At 62.8% G+C, this 16,659-nt stretch carries 8 protein-coding genes (1 of these 8 running past the window's edge); 2 read left to right on the top strand and 6 right to left on the bottom strand.

The window, feature by feature from the left end:
* Positions 1–18: 18 nt before the first annotated feature.
* The 5 genes from urtE to urtA all read right to left on the bottom strand — a co-directional run bounded on the left by urtE (position 19) and on the right by urtA (position 5,089).
* A complete protein-coding gene (gene urtE, locus ACSQ84_RS02725; RefSeq protein WP_436210103.1) occupies positions 19–708 on the bottom strand; it encodes an urea ABC transporter ATP-binding subunit UrtE in 690 nt (229 codons plus the stop codon).
* A gap of 67 nt (positions 709–775) precedes the next feature.
* Positions 776–1,531 carry an urea ABC transporter ATP-binding protein UrtD gene (urtD, locus tag ACSQ84_RS02720; RefSeq protein ID WP_192735046.1) on the bottom strand — a complete coding sequence of 252 codons (756 nt, stop codon included), beginning with the start codon at positions 1,529–1,531 and terminating at the stop codon, positions 776–778.
* Between the two features lie 67 nt (positions 1,532–1,598).
* Positions 1,599–2,747 carry an urea ABC transporter permease subunit UrtC gene (urtC, locus tag ACSQ84_RS02715; protein WP_436210102.1) on the bottom strand — a complete coding sequence of 383 codons (1,149 nt, stop codon included), beginning with the start codon at positions 2,745–2,747 and terminating at the stop codon, positions 1,599–1,601.
* Positions 2,748–2,765: 18 nt separating this feature from the next.
* The gene (urtB, locus tag ACSQ84_RS02710; protein WP_436210101.1) at positions 2,766–3,692 is read right to left on the bottom strand and encodes an urea ABC transporter permease subunit UrtB; all 927 of its coding nucleotides are present in this window, start codon (positions 3,690–3,692) and stop codon (positions 2,766–2,768) included.
* Positions 3,693–3,829: 137 nt separating this feature from the next.
* Positions 3,830–5,089 carry an urea ABC transporter substrate-binding protein gene (gene urtA / locus ACSQ84_RS02705; RefSeq protein ID WP_436210100.1) on the bottom strand — a complete coding sequence of 420 codons (1,260 nt, stop codon included), beginning with the start codon at positions 5,087–5,089 and terminating at the stop codon, positions 3,830–3,832.
* Positions 5,090–5,290: 201 nt separating this feature from the next.
* Between urtA and ACSQ84_RS02700 the strand changes: the two genes are divergently transcribed.
* Both ACSQ84_RS02700 and ACSQ84_RS02695 read left to right on the top strand, forming a co-directional pair.
* A complete protein-coding gene (locus ACSQ84_RS02700; protein WP_436210099.1) occupies positions 5,291–8,662 on the top strand; it encodes a hybrid sensor histidine kinase/response regulator in 3,372 nt (1,123 codons plus the stop codon).
* Complete coding sequence (locus tag ACSQ84_RS02695; protein ID WP_436210098.1) at positions 8,652–9,584, top strand: response regulator; 933 nt, start codon at positions 8,652–8,654, stop codon at positions 9,582–9,584. Before ACSQ84_RS02700 ends, ACSQ84_RS02695 begins: the two co-directional genes overlap by 11 nt.
* 91 nt (positions 9,585–9,675) lie before the next feature.
* Here ACSQ84_RS02695 and ACSQ84_RS02690 read toward each other — a convergent pair whose 3' ends face one another.
* Positions 9,676–16,659 carry the 3' end of a tandem-95 repeat protein gene (locus ACSQ84_RS02690; protein ID WP_436210097.1) on the bottom strand. 25,257 nt of this gene lie beyond the right edge of the window, so only the last 6,984 of its 32,241 coding nucleotides appear in the window; its start codon lies beyond the right edge, outside the window; the stop codon is at positions 9,676–9,678.

Raw genomic sequence — 16,659 nt, 5'->3', positions numbered from 1 at the left:
ATTTACAAGCGTTATGATTCACACGGACAGATATTTCGAGATCTGCGCGGCATCGACGCCATCGCGCGGATCGTCGCGCACGATCTCGCCGTTCTCGATGACCAGCACGCGGTCGGCGACATCGAGCGCAAAGCTCAGCACCTGTTCGGAGACCACGATCGACAGGCCGCGCTCGTCGCGAATCCGCTTCAGGGTGCGCGCCATGTCCTTGATGATTGACGGCTGGATGCCTTCGGTCGGCTCGTCCAGCAACAGCACTTTCGGCTTGGTGGCGAGCGCGCGCGCGATCGCGAGCTGCTGCTGCTGCCCGCCGGACAGATTGCCGCCGCGGCGGTCCTTCATTTCCAGCAGCACCGGAAACAGCTCATAGATGCTGCCCGGAACCTCCTTCTCGCCGGACACGACCAGACCGGTCTCGATGTTCTCCTTCACCGTCATGGTGGAGAAGATCATGCGGCCCTGCGGCACGTAGGCAAGGCCCCTGGCGACGCGCTCATAGCTGTGCAGTTTGCTGAGTTCGGCGCCTTCCATCGTCACCGAGCCGCTCCTGGTCGGCAGGATGCCCATCAGCGACTTCATCAGCGTGGTCTTGCCCATGCCGTTGCGGCCCATGATCGCCACGATTTCGTTGGGCGCGACCGACACGTTGAGGCCATGCAGCACTTCGCTCTGGCCGTAGGCGACATGCAGATCCGAAATTGCCAGCATCGACGTGCTCCTCATCCTTTGCGCATGATGTTGTCCGGAAACCGGACGCCACTATCCGGGATATGCGCTAGTGGCCCAGATAGACTTCGATGACCTTCGGATCGTTCTTGACGTGCTCCATGGTGCCTTCCGACAGGATCTGGCCCTGGTGCAGCACCGTGACCTTGTGGGCGATATCCTCGACGAACTTCATGTCGTGCTCGATCACCAGCACCGACCGGCCCTTGATGATGCGGTTGAGCAGTTCGGCGGTCTTGGCGCGCTCGCTGACGCTCATGCCGGCCACCGGCTCGTCGAGCATCAGCAGGTCCGGGTCCTGGATCAGCAGCATGCCGATCTCGAGCCATTGTTTCTGGCCGTGGCTGAGCTCGTCGGCATAAGTATCGAGGCGATCCTTCAGGAAAATCATCTCGGCGACTTCCTCGACGCGGTCGCGCACCGCGGCGTCGCGCTGGAACGCGAGCGAGCCGAACACGGTGCGGCCGCGCGGGTAGGAAATCTCCAGGTTCTCGAACACCGTTAGATCGACGAACACCGATGGCGTCTGGAACTTGCGGCCGACGCCGGTCTGCACGATCTGGTTCTCTTTCATCCGGGTCAATTCCTGACCACGAAACTGGATCGAACCCGACGTCGCCTTGGTCTTGCCGCAGATCAGATCGAGCACCGTGGTCTTGCCGGCGCCGTTGGGGCCGATGATGACCCGGATCTCGTTCTCCTCGACATAGAAGGAGAGATCGTTGACCGCCTTGAAGCCGTCAAAGGACACCGTGAGCGCCTCGACCGCGAGCAGGAATTCCTTGGGTTGATGACCGATGAGCATAATCTATCTCCTCATTCCGCCAGGGTGGCATCGGCACCGGGGTGACCAATCAGCATGACCTATCTCCTCACTCCGCCGGGGCGCCGTCGGCCACGGAATTGTCGGTCCACGCCTTGACGGGTTTTGGCTTGCGCCACGCCAACAGCCGATCGATGCGCGGCTGGACGTAATCCGCCCAGATCCCGGACAGGCCGTTCGGGAACGCCAGCACCACCGCGATGAACAGTCCGCCGAGGCCGAACAGCCAGAGCTGCGGGAAGGATTCCGACAGGCTGGTCTTGGCGAAGTTCACCAGCAGTGAACCCCATACCGCGCCGAAGATCGACATCCGTCCGCCGACCGCCGTGTAGATCACCATCTCGATCGACGGCACGATGCCGACAAAGGACGGCGACATGAAACCGACATTGAGCGCGAACATGGCGCCGCCGATCGCGGCGAAGATCGCGGCCATGCAGAAGGCGAAGATCTTGAAGTTGGCGACGCTGTAGCCGGAGAAGCGGACGCGGTCTTCCTGTTCGCGCATCGCCACCAGGATGCGGCCGAGCTTGGTCAGCCGGATGAAATGCGCGAGCAGGATGCAGCCGAACAGCAGGAGCACTTCAAAGAAGTAGAGCAAGACCTTGGCATGATCCGGCCGGATGTCCCACCCCTTCAGGGTGCGCAGATCGGTCATGCCGTTGATGCCGCCGGTATAGCCCTGCTGCCCGACGATCAGAATGGTCAGGATGGCCGCGATGGCTTGCGTAATGATCGCGAAATAGGTGCCGCCGACGCGGCGCTTGAACATCGCGGTGCCGATGATCAGCGCGAACAGGCCGGGCACCAGGATGATGGCGAGAATGGTAAGGGTGAGACTGTGGAACGGCTGCCAGAACAGCGGCAGCGAGGTGATCTGGTTCCAGTCCATGAAATCGGGGATGCCGGGGGTGGACTGAATCTTGGTGTTTTCCGGGCTCGATGCCTCGAGCTTGAGGAACATCGCCATGCAGTAGCCGCCGAGGCCGAAGAACACCCCCTGCCCCAGGCTGAGAATGCCACCATAGCCCCAGCACAGCACCAGCCCGATCCCGACGAAGGCGTAGGTCAGGTATTTGGCGACCAGGTTGAGGCGAAACACATCCAGCGAGAGCGGCAGGATCACGAACAGCAGGGCAGCCAGCGCAACGAAGCCGATGAGCTCGGATCGATTGAAAAAGCGTGAGTTGATGATCATGACCGTGCCTGCTTTTTGTTATTTGCGGACCTTGAGGGCGAACAGCCCCTGCGGCCGCAGCATCAGAATTCCGACAATGGCGAGCAGCGTCAGCACCTTTGCCATCGACCCCGACATGAAGAATTCGAGCGTCGACTGCGTCTGCGAGATGCTGAAGGCCGATGCGATGGTGCCGATCAGGCTGGCGGCGCCGCCGAACACGACCACGAGGAAGGTATCGACGATGTAGAGTTGGCCGGAGGTCGGCCCGGTCGAGCCGATCATGGTGAAGGCGCTGCCGGCAACTCCGGCGATGCCGCAGCCGAGGCCGAAGGTGTAGCGGTCGACCTTCTCGGTGTTAATGCCGACCGCGCCGGCCATGATGCGGTTCTGCACAACAGCGCGGACCTGGCGGCCCCAGCGCGACTTGTACATGATCCAGGCCACCGCGACCGTGATCAGCAGGGTAAGACACATCACGAAGATGCCGTTGATCGGGACTTCGATCGTGTCGGTGATCTGTTTGGAGCCGAGCATCCATTGCGGCAGCTCGACGCCGACTTCGCGCGCGCCGAAAATCGAGCGATAGGTCTGCTGCAGGATGAGGCTGAGGCCCCAGGTCGCCAGCAGCGTATCCAGCGGGCGCTTGTAGAGGTGGCGTATCAGCCCCCATTCGACCAGCATGCCGAGCGCGCCGGAGGCAATGAAGGCTAGCACCATGGCGAGGAAGAAGTAGCCGGGAAACAGCGCCGGCAGATAGTGCTGAAAGGCGCTGGAGGTCAGCCAGGTGACATAGGCGCCGAGGATCATGAACTCGCCATGGGCCATGTTGATGACGCCCATCTGGCCGAAGATGATGGCAAGCCCGAGCGCCATCAGCACATAGACGGAAAAAAGGATCAGGCCCGCAAAGCCCTGCATGACGAAAATGGAGCCCAGATCGCCAATCGAATAGTCGCCGAACATCTGACTTTCTCCGTCGGGGAAGTCCCGCGTCGCTAGTTGGATCGCGACGCGGGGGTGTTGGGCGCGGATTGACGGTCCACGCCAGGGAGACTGTTGAGGGAGACCCTTTGGGAATCGCGAGAGTGGTCCGCGAGCCCTTATTGATAGCCCTTGGGGAACGGATCCGGCTGGATCAGGTCGGCGGTCTCGAACACCATGTCGAACTGTCCGTCCAGCTTGGCCTTGCCGACGCGGGTCTTCGACCACAGATGATGGTTTTCGTGGATCCGGACATAGCCTTCCGGCGCACCCTTGAACTCGATGCCGGGCGAAGCCGCCGCGACCTTGTCGACGTCGAAGGAACCGGCCTTCTCGACCGTCGCTTTCCACAGCCACGGGCCGAGATAAGCGGCCTGCGTCACGTCGCCGATGACAGTCTTGTCGCCCCACATCTTCTTGAACGCGGCAACGAACTTTTCGTTGTTCTCGTTCTTCAGCGACTGGAAGTATTTCATGCAGGCGTAGGCGCCGGCGATGTTCTCGCCGCCGATGCCGTCGATCTCGTCCTCGGTCACCGAGATGGTCAGGAGGGTCTGCTTCGACAGGTCGATGCCGGCGGCCTTGAGCTGCTTGTAGAACGCGACATTTGAACCGCCGACGACGTCGGTAAAGATTACGTCGGGCTTGGTCAGCTTCAGCTTGTTGATGACAGAGTTGAACTGGGTGTGGCCGAGCGGGAAATATTCCTCGCCGACGACCTTCAGCTTCAGGAAATTCTCGATATGCTTGCGCGCAATCTTGTTCGAGGTGCGCGGCCAGATGTAGTCGGAGCCGATGAAGTAGAACGATTTGGCGTTCTTCTCCTTGGTGATCCAGTCGATGCCGGCGAGAATCTGCTGGGTTGCTTCCTGCCCGGTGTAGATCACGTTCTTGGACTGCTCGAGCCCTTCATAGAAGGTCGGGTAATAGAGCATGCCGTTGTACTGCTCCATCACCGGCAGCACTGCCTTGCGCGACGCCGAGGTCCAGCAGCCCATGATCGAGGCCACCTTGTCGTTGACCAGCAGCTTCTTGGCCTTCTCTGCGAAAGTCGGCCAGTCGCTGGCGCCGTCTTCCTGGATGATCTTGATCTTGCGGCCAAGCACACCGCCCATGGCGTTGATCTGCTCGATGGCGAGCTTTTCGGCCTGAATCGAACCGGTTTCGGAGATCGCCATCGTGCCGGTGGCCGAATGCAGGATACCAACCGTCACTTCCGTGTCGGTAACGGCGAGTCCGGTCGTATTGACCACGGAAGTTGCCGGCCCGGCGCCGAAAGACGGGCGAGGAAGCATTGAAATGGCAGGCAAGGCCGCCATTCCCATCAGCAGCTTGCGGCGAAGCGGGGACTGCAGGCCCCGTTTGATTTCGTCTGACATCAGCACCCCATTTTGTTCGAGAACGCGCTTATTGGTGAGGCAAGGATGCTCAGTTTTGTGCACTGCACAGATACGCAAGATTGCGTATACTGCACCGCAAAATAGCGACGTAGGTTTTGGTACGAAGTTTGCGGTACGTAATTTGCAACGATTAATCAGCAGCCCCGAAGGGCTCAGTCGTCAGCGGTCAGGAGCAACAAAGTGGCAGGGCGGCAGCGCATAGACCGCGTCAGGCGCCAGTACAATCAGTGGGTTGCCAACCAGACGCTGGAAGACTACGCGCTGCGCTTCACCGCCAAAAGCGCGCGGCGATGGTCCGCCGCCCGCGTCGCCAACACGGCATTGGGCGCCATCTCCTTCCTCGCTCTGGAAGCGATCGGGGGCACCATTACGCTGAACTACGGCGCGACCAACGCGGTCGCCGCCATTCTGGTCGTCAGCGTCATCATCTTCTGTTGCGGACTGCCGATTGCCTATCACGCCGCCAAATGCGGCATCGACATCGACCTTCTGACCCGCGGCGCCGGCTTCGGCTATATCGGCTCGACAATCACGTCGCTGATCTATGCCTCCTTCACCTTCATTTTCTTCGCCATCGAGGCGGTCATTCTCGCCACCGCGCTCGAGATGTGCTTCGGCGTCCCGCGCCCGATCGGTTACCTCATCAGCGCCATCGTCATCATTCCCCTGGTGACCCACGGCATCACCCTGATCAGCCGCTTCCAGCTGTGGACGCAGCCGATCTGGATCATCCTGCACATCATCCCCTTTGTCGCGATCGCCTACGCCAACCCGCAGTCGTTCACGGAGTGGCGGAAATTCGCCGGCGAACATGGCGACGTCGGCGGCCATCTCGATCTGCTGCTGTTCGGAACCGCCGCCTCGGTGGTATTTTCGCTGGTGGCCCAGATCGGCGAGCAGGTCGACTTCCTGCGGTTTCTGCCGCGCGACCGCCGCACCTCGCGGACGTCATGGTGGATCGCCCTGCTGAGCGCCGGCCCGGGCTGGATCATCTTTGGCGCGCTCAAACTGCTGCTGGGTTCATTCCTCGCCTACTTCGCGCTCAGTCACGGTGTCTCCAGCGAGCACGCCGCCGAGCCCGCGCATATGTATCTCGAAGCATTCCGTTACGTGCTCTCGCAGCCCGACCTGGTGCTGGCACTGACCGGCACCTTCGTCATTCTCTCGCAGATCAAGATCAACGTCACCAACGCCTATGCCGGCTCGATCGCCTGGTCGAATTTCTTTTCGCGGCTGACCCATAGCCATCCCGGCCGCGTGGTCTGGCTGGTATTCAACGTGCTGGTCGCGCTGCTGCTGATGGAGATCGGCGTCTACAAGGCGCTGGAGCAGACGCTGGCGCTCTATTCCAACGTCGCGATTGCCTGGGTTGGTGCGCTGGTCGCCGACCTCGTCGTCAACAAGCCGCTCGGTTTGCGTCCGCAGCACATCGAATTCAAGCGCGCGCATCTCTACGACATCAACCCGGTCGGTGTCGGCGCGATGACGATCGCTACCATCGTTTCCATCAGTGCGTTCTACGGCCTGTTCGGACCGACGCCGAAGGCGCTGTCGGCTTTCGTCGCGCTCGCGGTCGCCTTTGTCACCGCGCCGCTGATCGCGTGGGCGACCGACGGCAAGTACTACATCGCGCGCAAGCCGAAGCGGAGCTGGCAGAACCTCGAAGCCATCCAGTGCTGTATCTGCGAGCATTCGTTCGAGCCCGAGGACATGGCCTCCTGCCCGGCCTATGCCGGCCCGATCTGCTCGCTGTGCTGTTCGCTGGACGCGCGCTGCCAGGATCTCTGCAAGCCACATGCGCGGATTCAGGCGCAGATATCGGACACGCTGGGCAAGATACTGCCCGAACCGATCTACGCCCGGATCAACTCCCAGTTTGGGCATTATCTCGGCGTATTCGTGGTTTCCGCAGGATTGGTCGGGCTGACGCTCGCGCTGATTTATCTGCAGACATCAGCGACGATTCCGGTCGACGACCTCCAGCTATCCGATGTGCTGTGGAAGGTGTTCTTCGCACTTTCGATCATCATCGGCGTGGTGGCGTGGCTGTTCGTGCTGGCGCAGCAAAGCCGCCGCGCGGCAGAGGCGGAAACCAGGCGGCAGACCACGCTGTTGATCCAGGAGATCGACGCGCACAAGCGCACCGACGCGGAACTGCAGCGCGCCAAGGAGGTTGCCGAGTCCGCCAATCTGGCGAAGAGCCGTTATGTCGTTGGCCTGAGCCACGAGCTGCGCTCGCCGCTCAACGCCATCAGCGGCTACGCCCAATTGCTGGAACAGGATTCCAGCCTGCAGACAAAACCGCGCGATCAGGTGCGCGTGGTCCGCCGCAGTGCCGATCACCTGTCCGGGCTGATCGACGGCATTCTCGACATCTCCAAGATCGAGGCCGGCCGGCTTTACCTGTCGCGGGACGAGGTCCGGTTGAGCGATTTTCTCGATCAGCTGGTCGGCATGTTTCGCCTGCAGGCGGCGGCCAAGGGCATCGATTTCGTGTTCAAGCGGCCGGCTGTGCTGCCGGTGGTGGTATTTGCCGACGAGAAGCGCTTGCGCCAGATCCTGATCAATCTGTTGTCGAACGCGATCAAGTTCACCCAGGCCGGCAGCGTGCAGTTCGTGGTGCATTACCGCAGCCCGGTGGCGGAATTCGAGGTGATCGACACTGGCCCTGGCATTCAGGCTGACGACCTCGAACGCATTTTCGCGCCGTTCGAACGCGGCGCGCTCGGCGTGTCACAACCGCAGACCGGGACCGGCCTTGGCCTGACCATCAGCCGGTTGCTCGCCGGCGTCATGGGCGGCGACATCAAGGTGTCCAGCACGGTCGGGACCGGCAGCAACTTCCGCATGAAGATCCTGCTGTCCGAGGTCACCAACCCGACCCGGATCGCTCCGGTCGGAGCTCCCATCTTCGGCTATCACGGCCCGCGCAAGACGATCCTGATCACCGACGACGATCCGACCCATCGCGATCTCCTGCGCGAGGTCTTGACGCCGCTCGGCTTCATCCTGCTCAGCGCGCCCGACGGCCCCGGCTGTCTGGCGCTGGCCCAGCATTGCCGGCCCGATCTTTTTCTGCTCGACATCTCGATGGCCGGCATGGACGGTTGGACGGTCGCGGAAACGCTGCGCGCGAGCGGACATCATCAGGCCCGCATCCTGATGGTGTCGGCGAGTGCGCTGGAAGCGCACGGCACGCCGCTGGCGCAGCCATTCCACGACGGTTATCTGATGAAGCCGATCGACATTCCCAAGCTGTTGGAAACCATTCGCCAGCTGCTCAAGCTCGACTGGGAATACGAAGCCGATCAAATTGTCGTTCCGGGATGGAAGCCCGAGACCGGTTCGCGGCCATCGGTGCAGCATGTCGAAGAACTGATCGGCCTTGGCCAGTTGGGCTACATCCGCGCCATCCAGCTCAAGCTCGACGAAATCGGCAACGATTGTCCCGAGCACGCCGACTTCATCGCGCAAATGCGCTCATTGATCGACCGCTTCGATCTCGATCAATATATGGCGACCCTGAAGGCGCTGCACAGCTATGATCATTGATCCCAAAAAGCGCGACGTCGCCCTCGTCGTCGATGACTCCCCGGAGACGCTGCGGCTGCTCACCGACGCGCTGGATGGTGCCGGCATGACCGTCATGGTCGCGCTCGACGGCGCTTCGGCGATGCGGATCGTCGATCAGATCACGCCCGATATCGTGCTGCTCGATGCGGTGATGCCCGGCATCGACGGTTTTGAGACCTGCAGGCGGCTGAAGCGCGATGCGGGCCTCGTCAACGTTCCCATCATTTTCATGACGGGCCTCGCGGAAACCGAACACATCGTTCGCGGCCTGGAGGCCGGCGGCGTCGACTATGTGACAAAGCCGATCGCGATCGAGGAAATGCTGGCGCGGATTCGGGTGCACCTCGCCAACGCGCGGCTGACGCAGAGCGCCCGCGCCGCGCTCGACGTCTCCGGCCGCTATCTGCTCGCGGTGAACAGCCATGGCAAGGTGATGTGGGCGACGCCGCAGGCGCAGAAACTATTGGCGGATACGCTGAGCGCTGACGCCGATGATGATGACTTCGTGCTGCCCGATCCGATGCCGCAATGGCTGGAACAGGCGCAAAAGGGCAAGGCCGGATCGAAGGCGTCATGGACGGTGGCGTTTCCCGGCCATGAACTGCTCAGGCTGCAATATATGGGCAACCTTGGCCCGAACGAATTCCTGCTGCGGCTCGCCAAGGATTCCGGTGCCGATACGCCGGCGGAATTTTCCAGCGAGCTTGGGCTCACCACGCGTGAGGGCGAAGTCCTGTCCTGGCTGTCAAAGGGCAAGACCAACCGCGACATCGCGCAGATCCTGGGCCTCTCGCATCGGACCGTCGACAAGCACCTCGAACAGATTTATTCGAAGCTCGGCGTCGAGAACCGCACGGCCGCGGCGGCAATCGCAGTCAAGGCCAGAAATCCGAACCAGTAAGCCGGGCGGTCACGCATTTGGCGCACCCCGCCGCCGCTGAAACCAACAAGCGTTTCTGCGGCTCTGCGATTGCGGTTCGTCCTTTGCGTCATCAGGCAAAGAAGTCCATCGGCCGCGACGTTTCGGCCTTGCGCCAGTTGAGATCGGCGTCACCGACCTTGGAACCGAACGCGGACATATCCTGCCGCATCAGCGCGAGCAGCTGGTCCGCACCGCCTGCGGTGGGCGGATGCGCGCTTTGGGCGCCGACGTACCCGGCGGTCGTCGAGCCATTGTCGCCAGCGCCGGCATCCGTAAGCGCGTGTGTGGATTGCCCAAGCCAATCGCCGATCGAATCCGGAAGGCCTGCGGCCAGGGTTTCGAGTGCCGAAGCCATGCCCCCGACGGGCGGTGTTTCGGTCGGGAAGCCCGCAAGGCCCGCGGCCTCCGGCTGCGGAGCGGACGCGTGGGTCAGCGCGGCATCGACATACTCCATTCTGGTGCCGTCGGTGCGGGTGTAAAGCCCGCGATTGACGATCGCCGTGCTGCCAAATTCCCATTCAGCTTCCGTCGCTGATGCCACGAGGTTGATCGAGCGCACATTAGCTTGCAGCAGGGACAGAACCTCCGCGCTCTGGGCGATGCCGTCGCCATTGCGGTCCTGCCACATCCGGAAGTCCGAGAACCTGATATCGTTGGCCGAGAGGAGATCGTCCCCGTTGCTGTCGAAGGCACGCAGGCCCTCAAGATCGGAGTGGGCGCCTGCTACGTCATCGATGAAGCTCAGCTCTCTGATGCCGCTCACCGTCCCATTGCCGTCGCGGTCGAGGAACAGGAAGGCTTCCGTTGCACCGATCCAGCTGGTGTCGTTGGCAATCCCGTCGCCGTCGATATCGAACATGGCGGAGGATTGGGCGGCGGTCCTCGTCTCGACGCCCATGCCATCCAGATCGAGGATGATCGGCGCCGCGAGGGTTATGGTCTCGCCGTTGCGGAAGATAAGCTTCTCGATGCTGGAGAGCGTATCGACCCCATCGTTGCCGTTCGCCGTCGTCTGGTTGTCGGTGACCTGGATGGTGCCGTCGGTCGTCACGATCGAGTAGGTCGATCCGACGCCGTTGTAATGGGCGGTGTCCGTGCCATTGCCGCCGTTGAGCATGTCGTTGCCGGTCATGCCCCAGAACGCGTCATCTCCGTCGTTGCCATTGAGGGTGTCGTTGCCGGCGCCCCCGGCAAGACGATCGGCATCGTCGCCTCCGGTGATATTGTCGTTGCTATTGCCCCCATAGATGCTGTTCGGGGCACCATTGCTGCCAACCAGCGTATCAACGCCGGTCGTTCCCTGGACCCAGCCCTGGAAGGCGCTCGAGACGGTGAGCTGGACCGTGCTGGTCGCCGTCGCCACGCCGTCGCTGATGACGTAGGTGAAACTGTCGGCACCTTCATAGCCAAAGTCCGGCGTGTAATGGATACCATCGGTGTCGAGGACCACGGTTCCCTTTGGCGCTGCGCCGACTGAGACGATAGTCAACGTGTCGCCGTCGAGGTCGCTGTCGTTGGCAAGCAGGGATTCACGCGCGATATCCAAGGTATCGCCGTTGGTGACGGCGAGCGGACCGTCGATGGCGGCGACGGGCTTGTCGTTGACAGGCGCGATCGTCAAGCGGAACACATCGCTTGCGGTGAGCGTGCCGTCGCTGACCGTAACCTCGAGGTCGAGCGCACCGTTGAAGTTCAGGGGTGGCGTGCCCGTGAACCTGATGCCACTGAAGGTGAGCCAGCTGGGCAACGGATCGCCGCCCGCCAATCTGGCCGTATAGGTCAGCGGATTGCCATCAACATCGATGAAGCGGCCGCCCGGGATCGTGACCGACACGGCGGCATCTTCCGCCGAAGTGACGTCCGATAGCGGCACGGCTACCGCCGGCGCGTCATTCACCGGCGTGATGGTCAGCCGGAAGGTATCGGCCACCGTGAGCGAACCGTCGCTGGCGGTCACCTTGATGTCGATCGCGCCCTTGAAGTTCGCCGGCGGCGTGCCGGTGAACTGCGTACCGTCGAAGCTCAGCCAGGACGGCAGCGCGGCGCCGGTGTAGAGCGTCGCCGTGTAGGTCAGCGGCGTGCCGTCGGCGTCCGTGAAGCTGCCGGCCGGGATCGTGATCGAAACCGGGGTATCCTCTTCGAATGTCACGTCTGGCAGCACCGCGGTCAGCACCGGCCTGTCGTTCACCGATGAGATCGTCAGGCGGAAGACGTCGGTTGCCGAGAGTGTGCCGTCGCTGGCGGTCACTGCGATGTCGATCGCCCCGTTGAAGTTCGCCGGCGGCGTGCCGGTGAACCTGGTTCCCGTGAGCGTGAGCCAGGACGGCAGTGCCGTGCCGTCCTCAAGCGTCGCCGAATAGGTCAGCGTGTTGTCAGGGTCGGTGAAGCGGCCGACCGGGATCGTAACCGACACGGCAACATCTTCCGCCGATGTCACGTCGGACAGCGGCACGGCCACGACCGGCGCGTCGTTCACCGCCGTGATGGTCAGTGCGAAGGTGTCGCTCACCGTCAGCGAGCCGTCGCTCGCCGTGACCCTGAGGTTGATCACGCCATTGAAATTCGCCGGTGGCGTGCCCGTGAACTGCGTACCGTCGAAGCTCAGCCAGGACGGCAGCGCGCCGCCGGTGGAGAGCGCCGCCGCATAGGTCAGCGGCGTGCCTTCGGCATCCGTGAAGGTGCCGGCCGGGACCGGAATCGAAACCGGGGTATCCTCCACAAATGTCACGTCTGATAGCACCGCGGTCAGCACCGGCCTGTCGTTCACCGGCGAGATCGTCAGGCGGAACACGTCGCTGGCCGAGAGCGTGCCGTCGCTGGCGGTGACCCTGATGTCGATCTCACCGTTGAAGTTCGCCGGCGGCGTGCCGGTGAACCTGGTTCCGGTGAGCGTGAGCCAGGCTGGCAGTGCGCTGCCGTCCTCAAGCGTCGCCGAATAGGTCAGCGTGTTGTCAGGGTCGGTGAAACGGCCGGCCGGGATCGAGATCGACACGGCGGCATCTTCCGCCGTGGTCACGTCGGACAGCGGCACGGCCAGCACCGGCGCGTCGTTCACCGCCGTGATGGTCAACACGAAGGTGTCGCTTGCCGTCAGGGTGCCATCGCTTGCCGTCACCTTGAGATTGATCACGCCGTTGAAATTCGCCGGCGGCGTGCCGGTGAACTGCGTGCCGTCGAAACTCAGCCAGGACGGTAGTGCCGCACCGGTGGAGAGCGTCGCGGAATAGGTCAGCGGCGTGCCTTCGGCATCCGTGAAGGTGCCGGCCGGGATCGGAATCGAAACCGGGGTGTCCTCCGCAAAACTCACGTCGGGCAGTATCGCGGTCAGCACCGGCCTGTCGTTCACTGGCGAGATCGTCAGCCTGAAGACATCGCTGGCCGAGAGCGTGCCGTCGCTGGCGGTGACCTTGATATCGATCGCGCCGTTGAAGTTTGCCGGCGGCGTGCCCGTGAATCTGGTTCCAGTGAGGGTGAGCCAGGATGGCAGTGCACTGCCGTCCTCCAGCGTCGCCAAATAGCTCAGCGTATTGTCGACGTCGGTGAAGCGGCCGGTCGGGATCGTGATCGACACCGCGGCATCTTCCGCCGTGGTCACGTCGGACAGCGGCACGGCCAGCACCGGCGCGTCGTTCACCGGCGTGATGGTCAGCACGAAGATGTCGTTCGCCGACAATGCGCCGTCGCTGGCTGTGACCCTGATACTGAGCGCGCCGTTGAAATTCGCCGGCGGCGTGCCGGTGAACTGCGTACCGTCGAAGCTCAGCCAGGACGGCAGCACGGCGCCGTTGGAGAGCTTCGCTGTATAGGTCAGCGGGTTGCCGTTCACATCGCTGAAGCTGCCGGCCGGGATCGTGATCGATACGGCGGAGTCTTCTGCGAAGCTGACATCAGTCAGCGGGATCGAAACCACCGGCGCGTTGTTCACCGCCGGGATCGTGAGGCGGAAGACGTCGCTGGCCGAGAGCACGCCGTCGCTGGCCGTCACTGATATATCGATCACACCGCTGTAATTGGTCGGCGGTGTGCCGGTGAAGCGAACGCCGTCGAAGCTGAGCCAGGCGGGCAACGGATTTCCGTCGGCAAGTGTCGCCGTCAAGGCCAATGGATCGCCGTCGGCATCCGTGAAGCTGCCGGCCGGAATCGTGATCGAGACGGCGACGTTCCTTGGCAAGACCACGTCGGCCAACGGCGTTGCCAGCACCGGCGGGTCATTGGCCGGCGTGACGACCAGGCGGAAGGTATCGCTCACCGACAGCGAGCCGTCGCTGGCCGAAACCTCGATATCGATATCTCCGACATGGTCCATCGGCGGCGTGCCGGTGAAACGCACGCCGTCGAAACTGAGCCAGGAGGGCAGCGGACTTCCGTCGGCGAGGCGCGCGGTAAACGTCAGCGTGTCGCCGTCGATGTCGGCAAACGCCGTTGTGTCGAGCGCCACATCGATGGGTTCGCCCTGGCGGCCCGTCTGGTCCTCGAGCAGTCGGACCAGCACCGGTGCATCGTTGGTCGGCCGGACGGTCAGCCGGAAATTGCCGGTGACCGACTGCGAGCCATCGCTGGCCGTGACGGCAATCCCGAGTTCGCCGTTGAAGTTTTCCGGCGCCGTTCCGACGAGGTGACCGCTGGACACGGAAATCCAGGACGGCAGCGGTGAGCCGTCGGCGAGCGCCACCGTAAAGGTCAAGGCATCGCCATCGGCGTCAGTGAACGCATCCATCGGGAGCGGGATCGAGAACGCCTGATCCTCGTCGACTTCAACATCGCTGATGGGGCTCACGACAGCAGGCGCGTCGCTGACCGGCGCAATCGAAACCAGAAGCTCCCGGATGGTCTGTGCCGTTCCATCTGACGCGGCGATTTCGAGTTGGATTGCGCCGTTGAAGTTTGCGGGCGGATTCCCGCTCAGCGTCCTTGTCTGATGGTCGTATTGCAGCCAGGACGGCAGCGCGGTGCCATCCTTGCCCCGCACTTCGACCAACAAGGCGTCGCCATCCACGTCGGTGACGAAACCTGCCGGCAGGCTCGCGATGAAATGCTGATCCTCGGTTCCCTTGAGCACCGGAACGGCTGATATCACCGGTGCGTCGTTGAGCGGCGACACGATGATGTTGACGCGTGTCGTCGCGCTGAGGCCGGTGCTGTCCTCGATTTCATAGTCGAACCAGGCCGGTCCGTTGAAATCGGCATCCGGCGTGATCCGGAGCTGGCCGAAGCCGAGATCCGTGACGGTCACGCCCGAGGCGTTCACGATCCGGGTGAGGACGAAGGCCTGCTTGTCGGCATCGCTGTCATTGGCAAGCAACTGGCTGGCAAACAGCGTCAGCGGCGCGCCTTCGCTGATTTCCAGCTGGTCGGGGCGCGCCACCGGCGCGTCGGCGACCGCCAGGACGTTGATCGTGACGGTCGTCGAGACCGCGAAGTCCTGCTCGTTCTTGATCGAGTAATGCAGCACAAGCTCGCCGTTGAAGTCGGCAGCCGGCGTGACGCGATACTTGCCATTTGCAAGCAGCTCGGCGCCTTCGATGCCGACAAACGTCAGCGTCGACCCCTCGGGCGCATAGTCGTTCGCCATCAGAGCAGCCGGATCGATGTCGATAAAGCCGTCCTCCAGCACTTCGAAACCGATATCGGACACCGGGATCGGCAGCGGAACGTCCGGCGCAACAAGCAGCGTCACATAGCCGACGCTGGTGGCGCCGTGGCTGTCGGTGACGCGGTAGTGGAAGCCGGCATCGCCGATGTAACCGGCATCCGGCGTGAAGACGGCCGTGTTGCCGACGCGAACGACCGAGCCTTGATCGCCGTCGAAGATCTCGACGATCTCGAAGCTGTCGCCTTCGACGTCGCGATCGTTGGCGATCAGCGCGGCGAAGTCGATAACGAGCGCCTGGTCCTGTTTCGTCCTGAAGACGCCCTCGGGATCATTGCCCGTCCCTGCCCCGTCGGGATTGGCGATCGGTGCATCGTTGACCGCGGCGATATCGAACGTCACGGTTCCGGTCGAGGTCTTGCGCCCATCAGTGACGGTATAGCTGAAGCTGACCGGACCACTGAGGTTTTCGTTCGGAACGAACTGCCAGCGTCCACCGGGCAGCTCGATGATACGTCCGCCATTGGCGCTCCGCGACAATGACTGGAAGATGATACTGTCGCCGTCGAGATCGCTGTCGTTGCCGAGCAACTGCGCCGTCGTGAATTCGAACGGCGTGTCCTCGTCGATCTCGAACACATCCGTCGCGGCGATCGGAGCGCGGTTGGTGGACGCGACGTTGACCTTCACCTTGCCGGTGCTCGAGCCGTGGGTATCGTCGGTAACGATGTATTCGAAGGACGCAACGCCTTCGAAATTGTGGTCCGGCGTGAACACGATGTTGGTGCCGTCGAAGCTGACGGTGCCGTGCCTGGCGTTGACGACGTCGACGAAGCGGACCGGATTGCCGTCGACATCGAAGTCGTTGGCCAGGAGGGTCTGCGGATCGATCAGAAGCGGCGTATCCTCGATCGCCGCGACAATATCTTCGACGGGGGTCGGCGGATCGTTCAGGGCCGCAACATGCACGACGGCCGAGCCGGTCGACGTACCCTCGCGATCGTCAGTGACGACATAGGTGAAGCCATCATCGCCGGAGAACGAACCGGTCGGCGTATAGACGGCATAAGCGCCGGCGTTGCCATCGAAGGCCCGCGTCAGCGTTTCGCTCTGGCTGGCGCCCTCCAGCGTCCGCGTGAAGCGGATGCCGAGGCTCGCGGCAAAAGCCAGCGGTACGTCGCCCGAGAGCATCCCGGTCGCGCTGTCGATCGTGAGCCAGGACGGCAAGGCCGACCCGTCAGCCAGCGTCGCGCTCCAGACCGCGCCATCGAGTTGGCCAAGTCCGGCCGGCGGCGCGATCTCGACATGAGCGAGCTCGATGACGAGGGAGCCGTTGCCCGGCTGACCCAGCGCCAGAATGCGCATCGCATCGCGGTCGCGGTCGAAGTCGTTGCGCAGCAGGTCGGTCACCGCGAAGCGGGTGCTTTCGCCCTCGCGTCCGGTCAGGGCGTCGGTCGCGGCATC

This window comes from Bradyrhizobium sp. LjRoot220, from assembly GCF_964252915.1.
Classification (GTDB): domain Bacteria; phylum Pseudomonadota; class Alphaproteobacteria; order Rhizobiales; family Xanthobacteraceae; genus Bradyrhizobium.
Note: the sequence above shows the minus strand (reverse complement) of the source record. Positions and strands in the feature narration are given on the sequence as shown.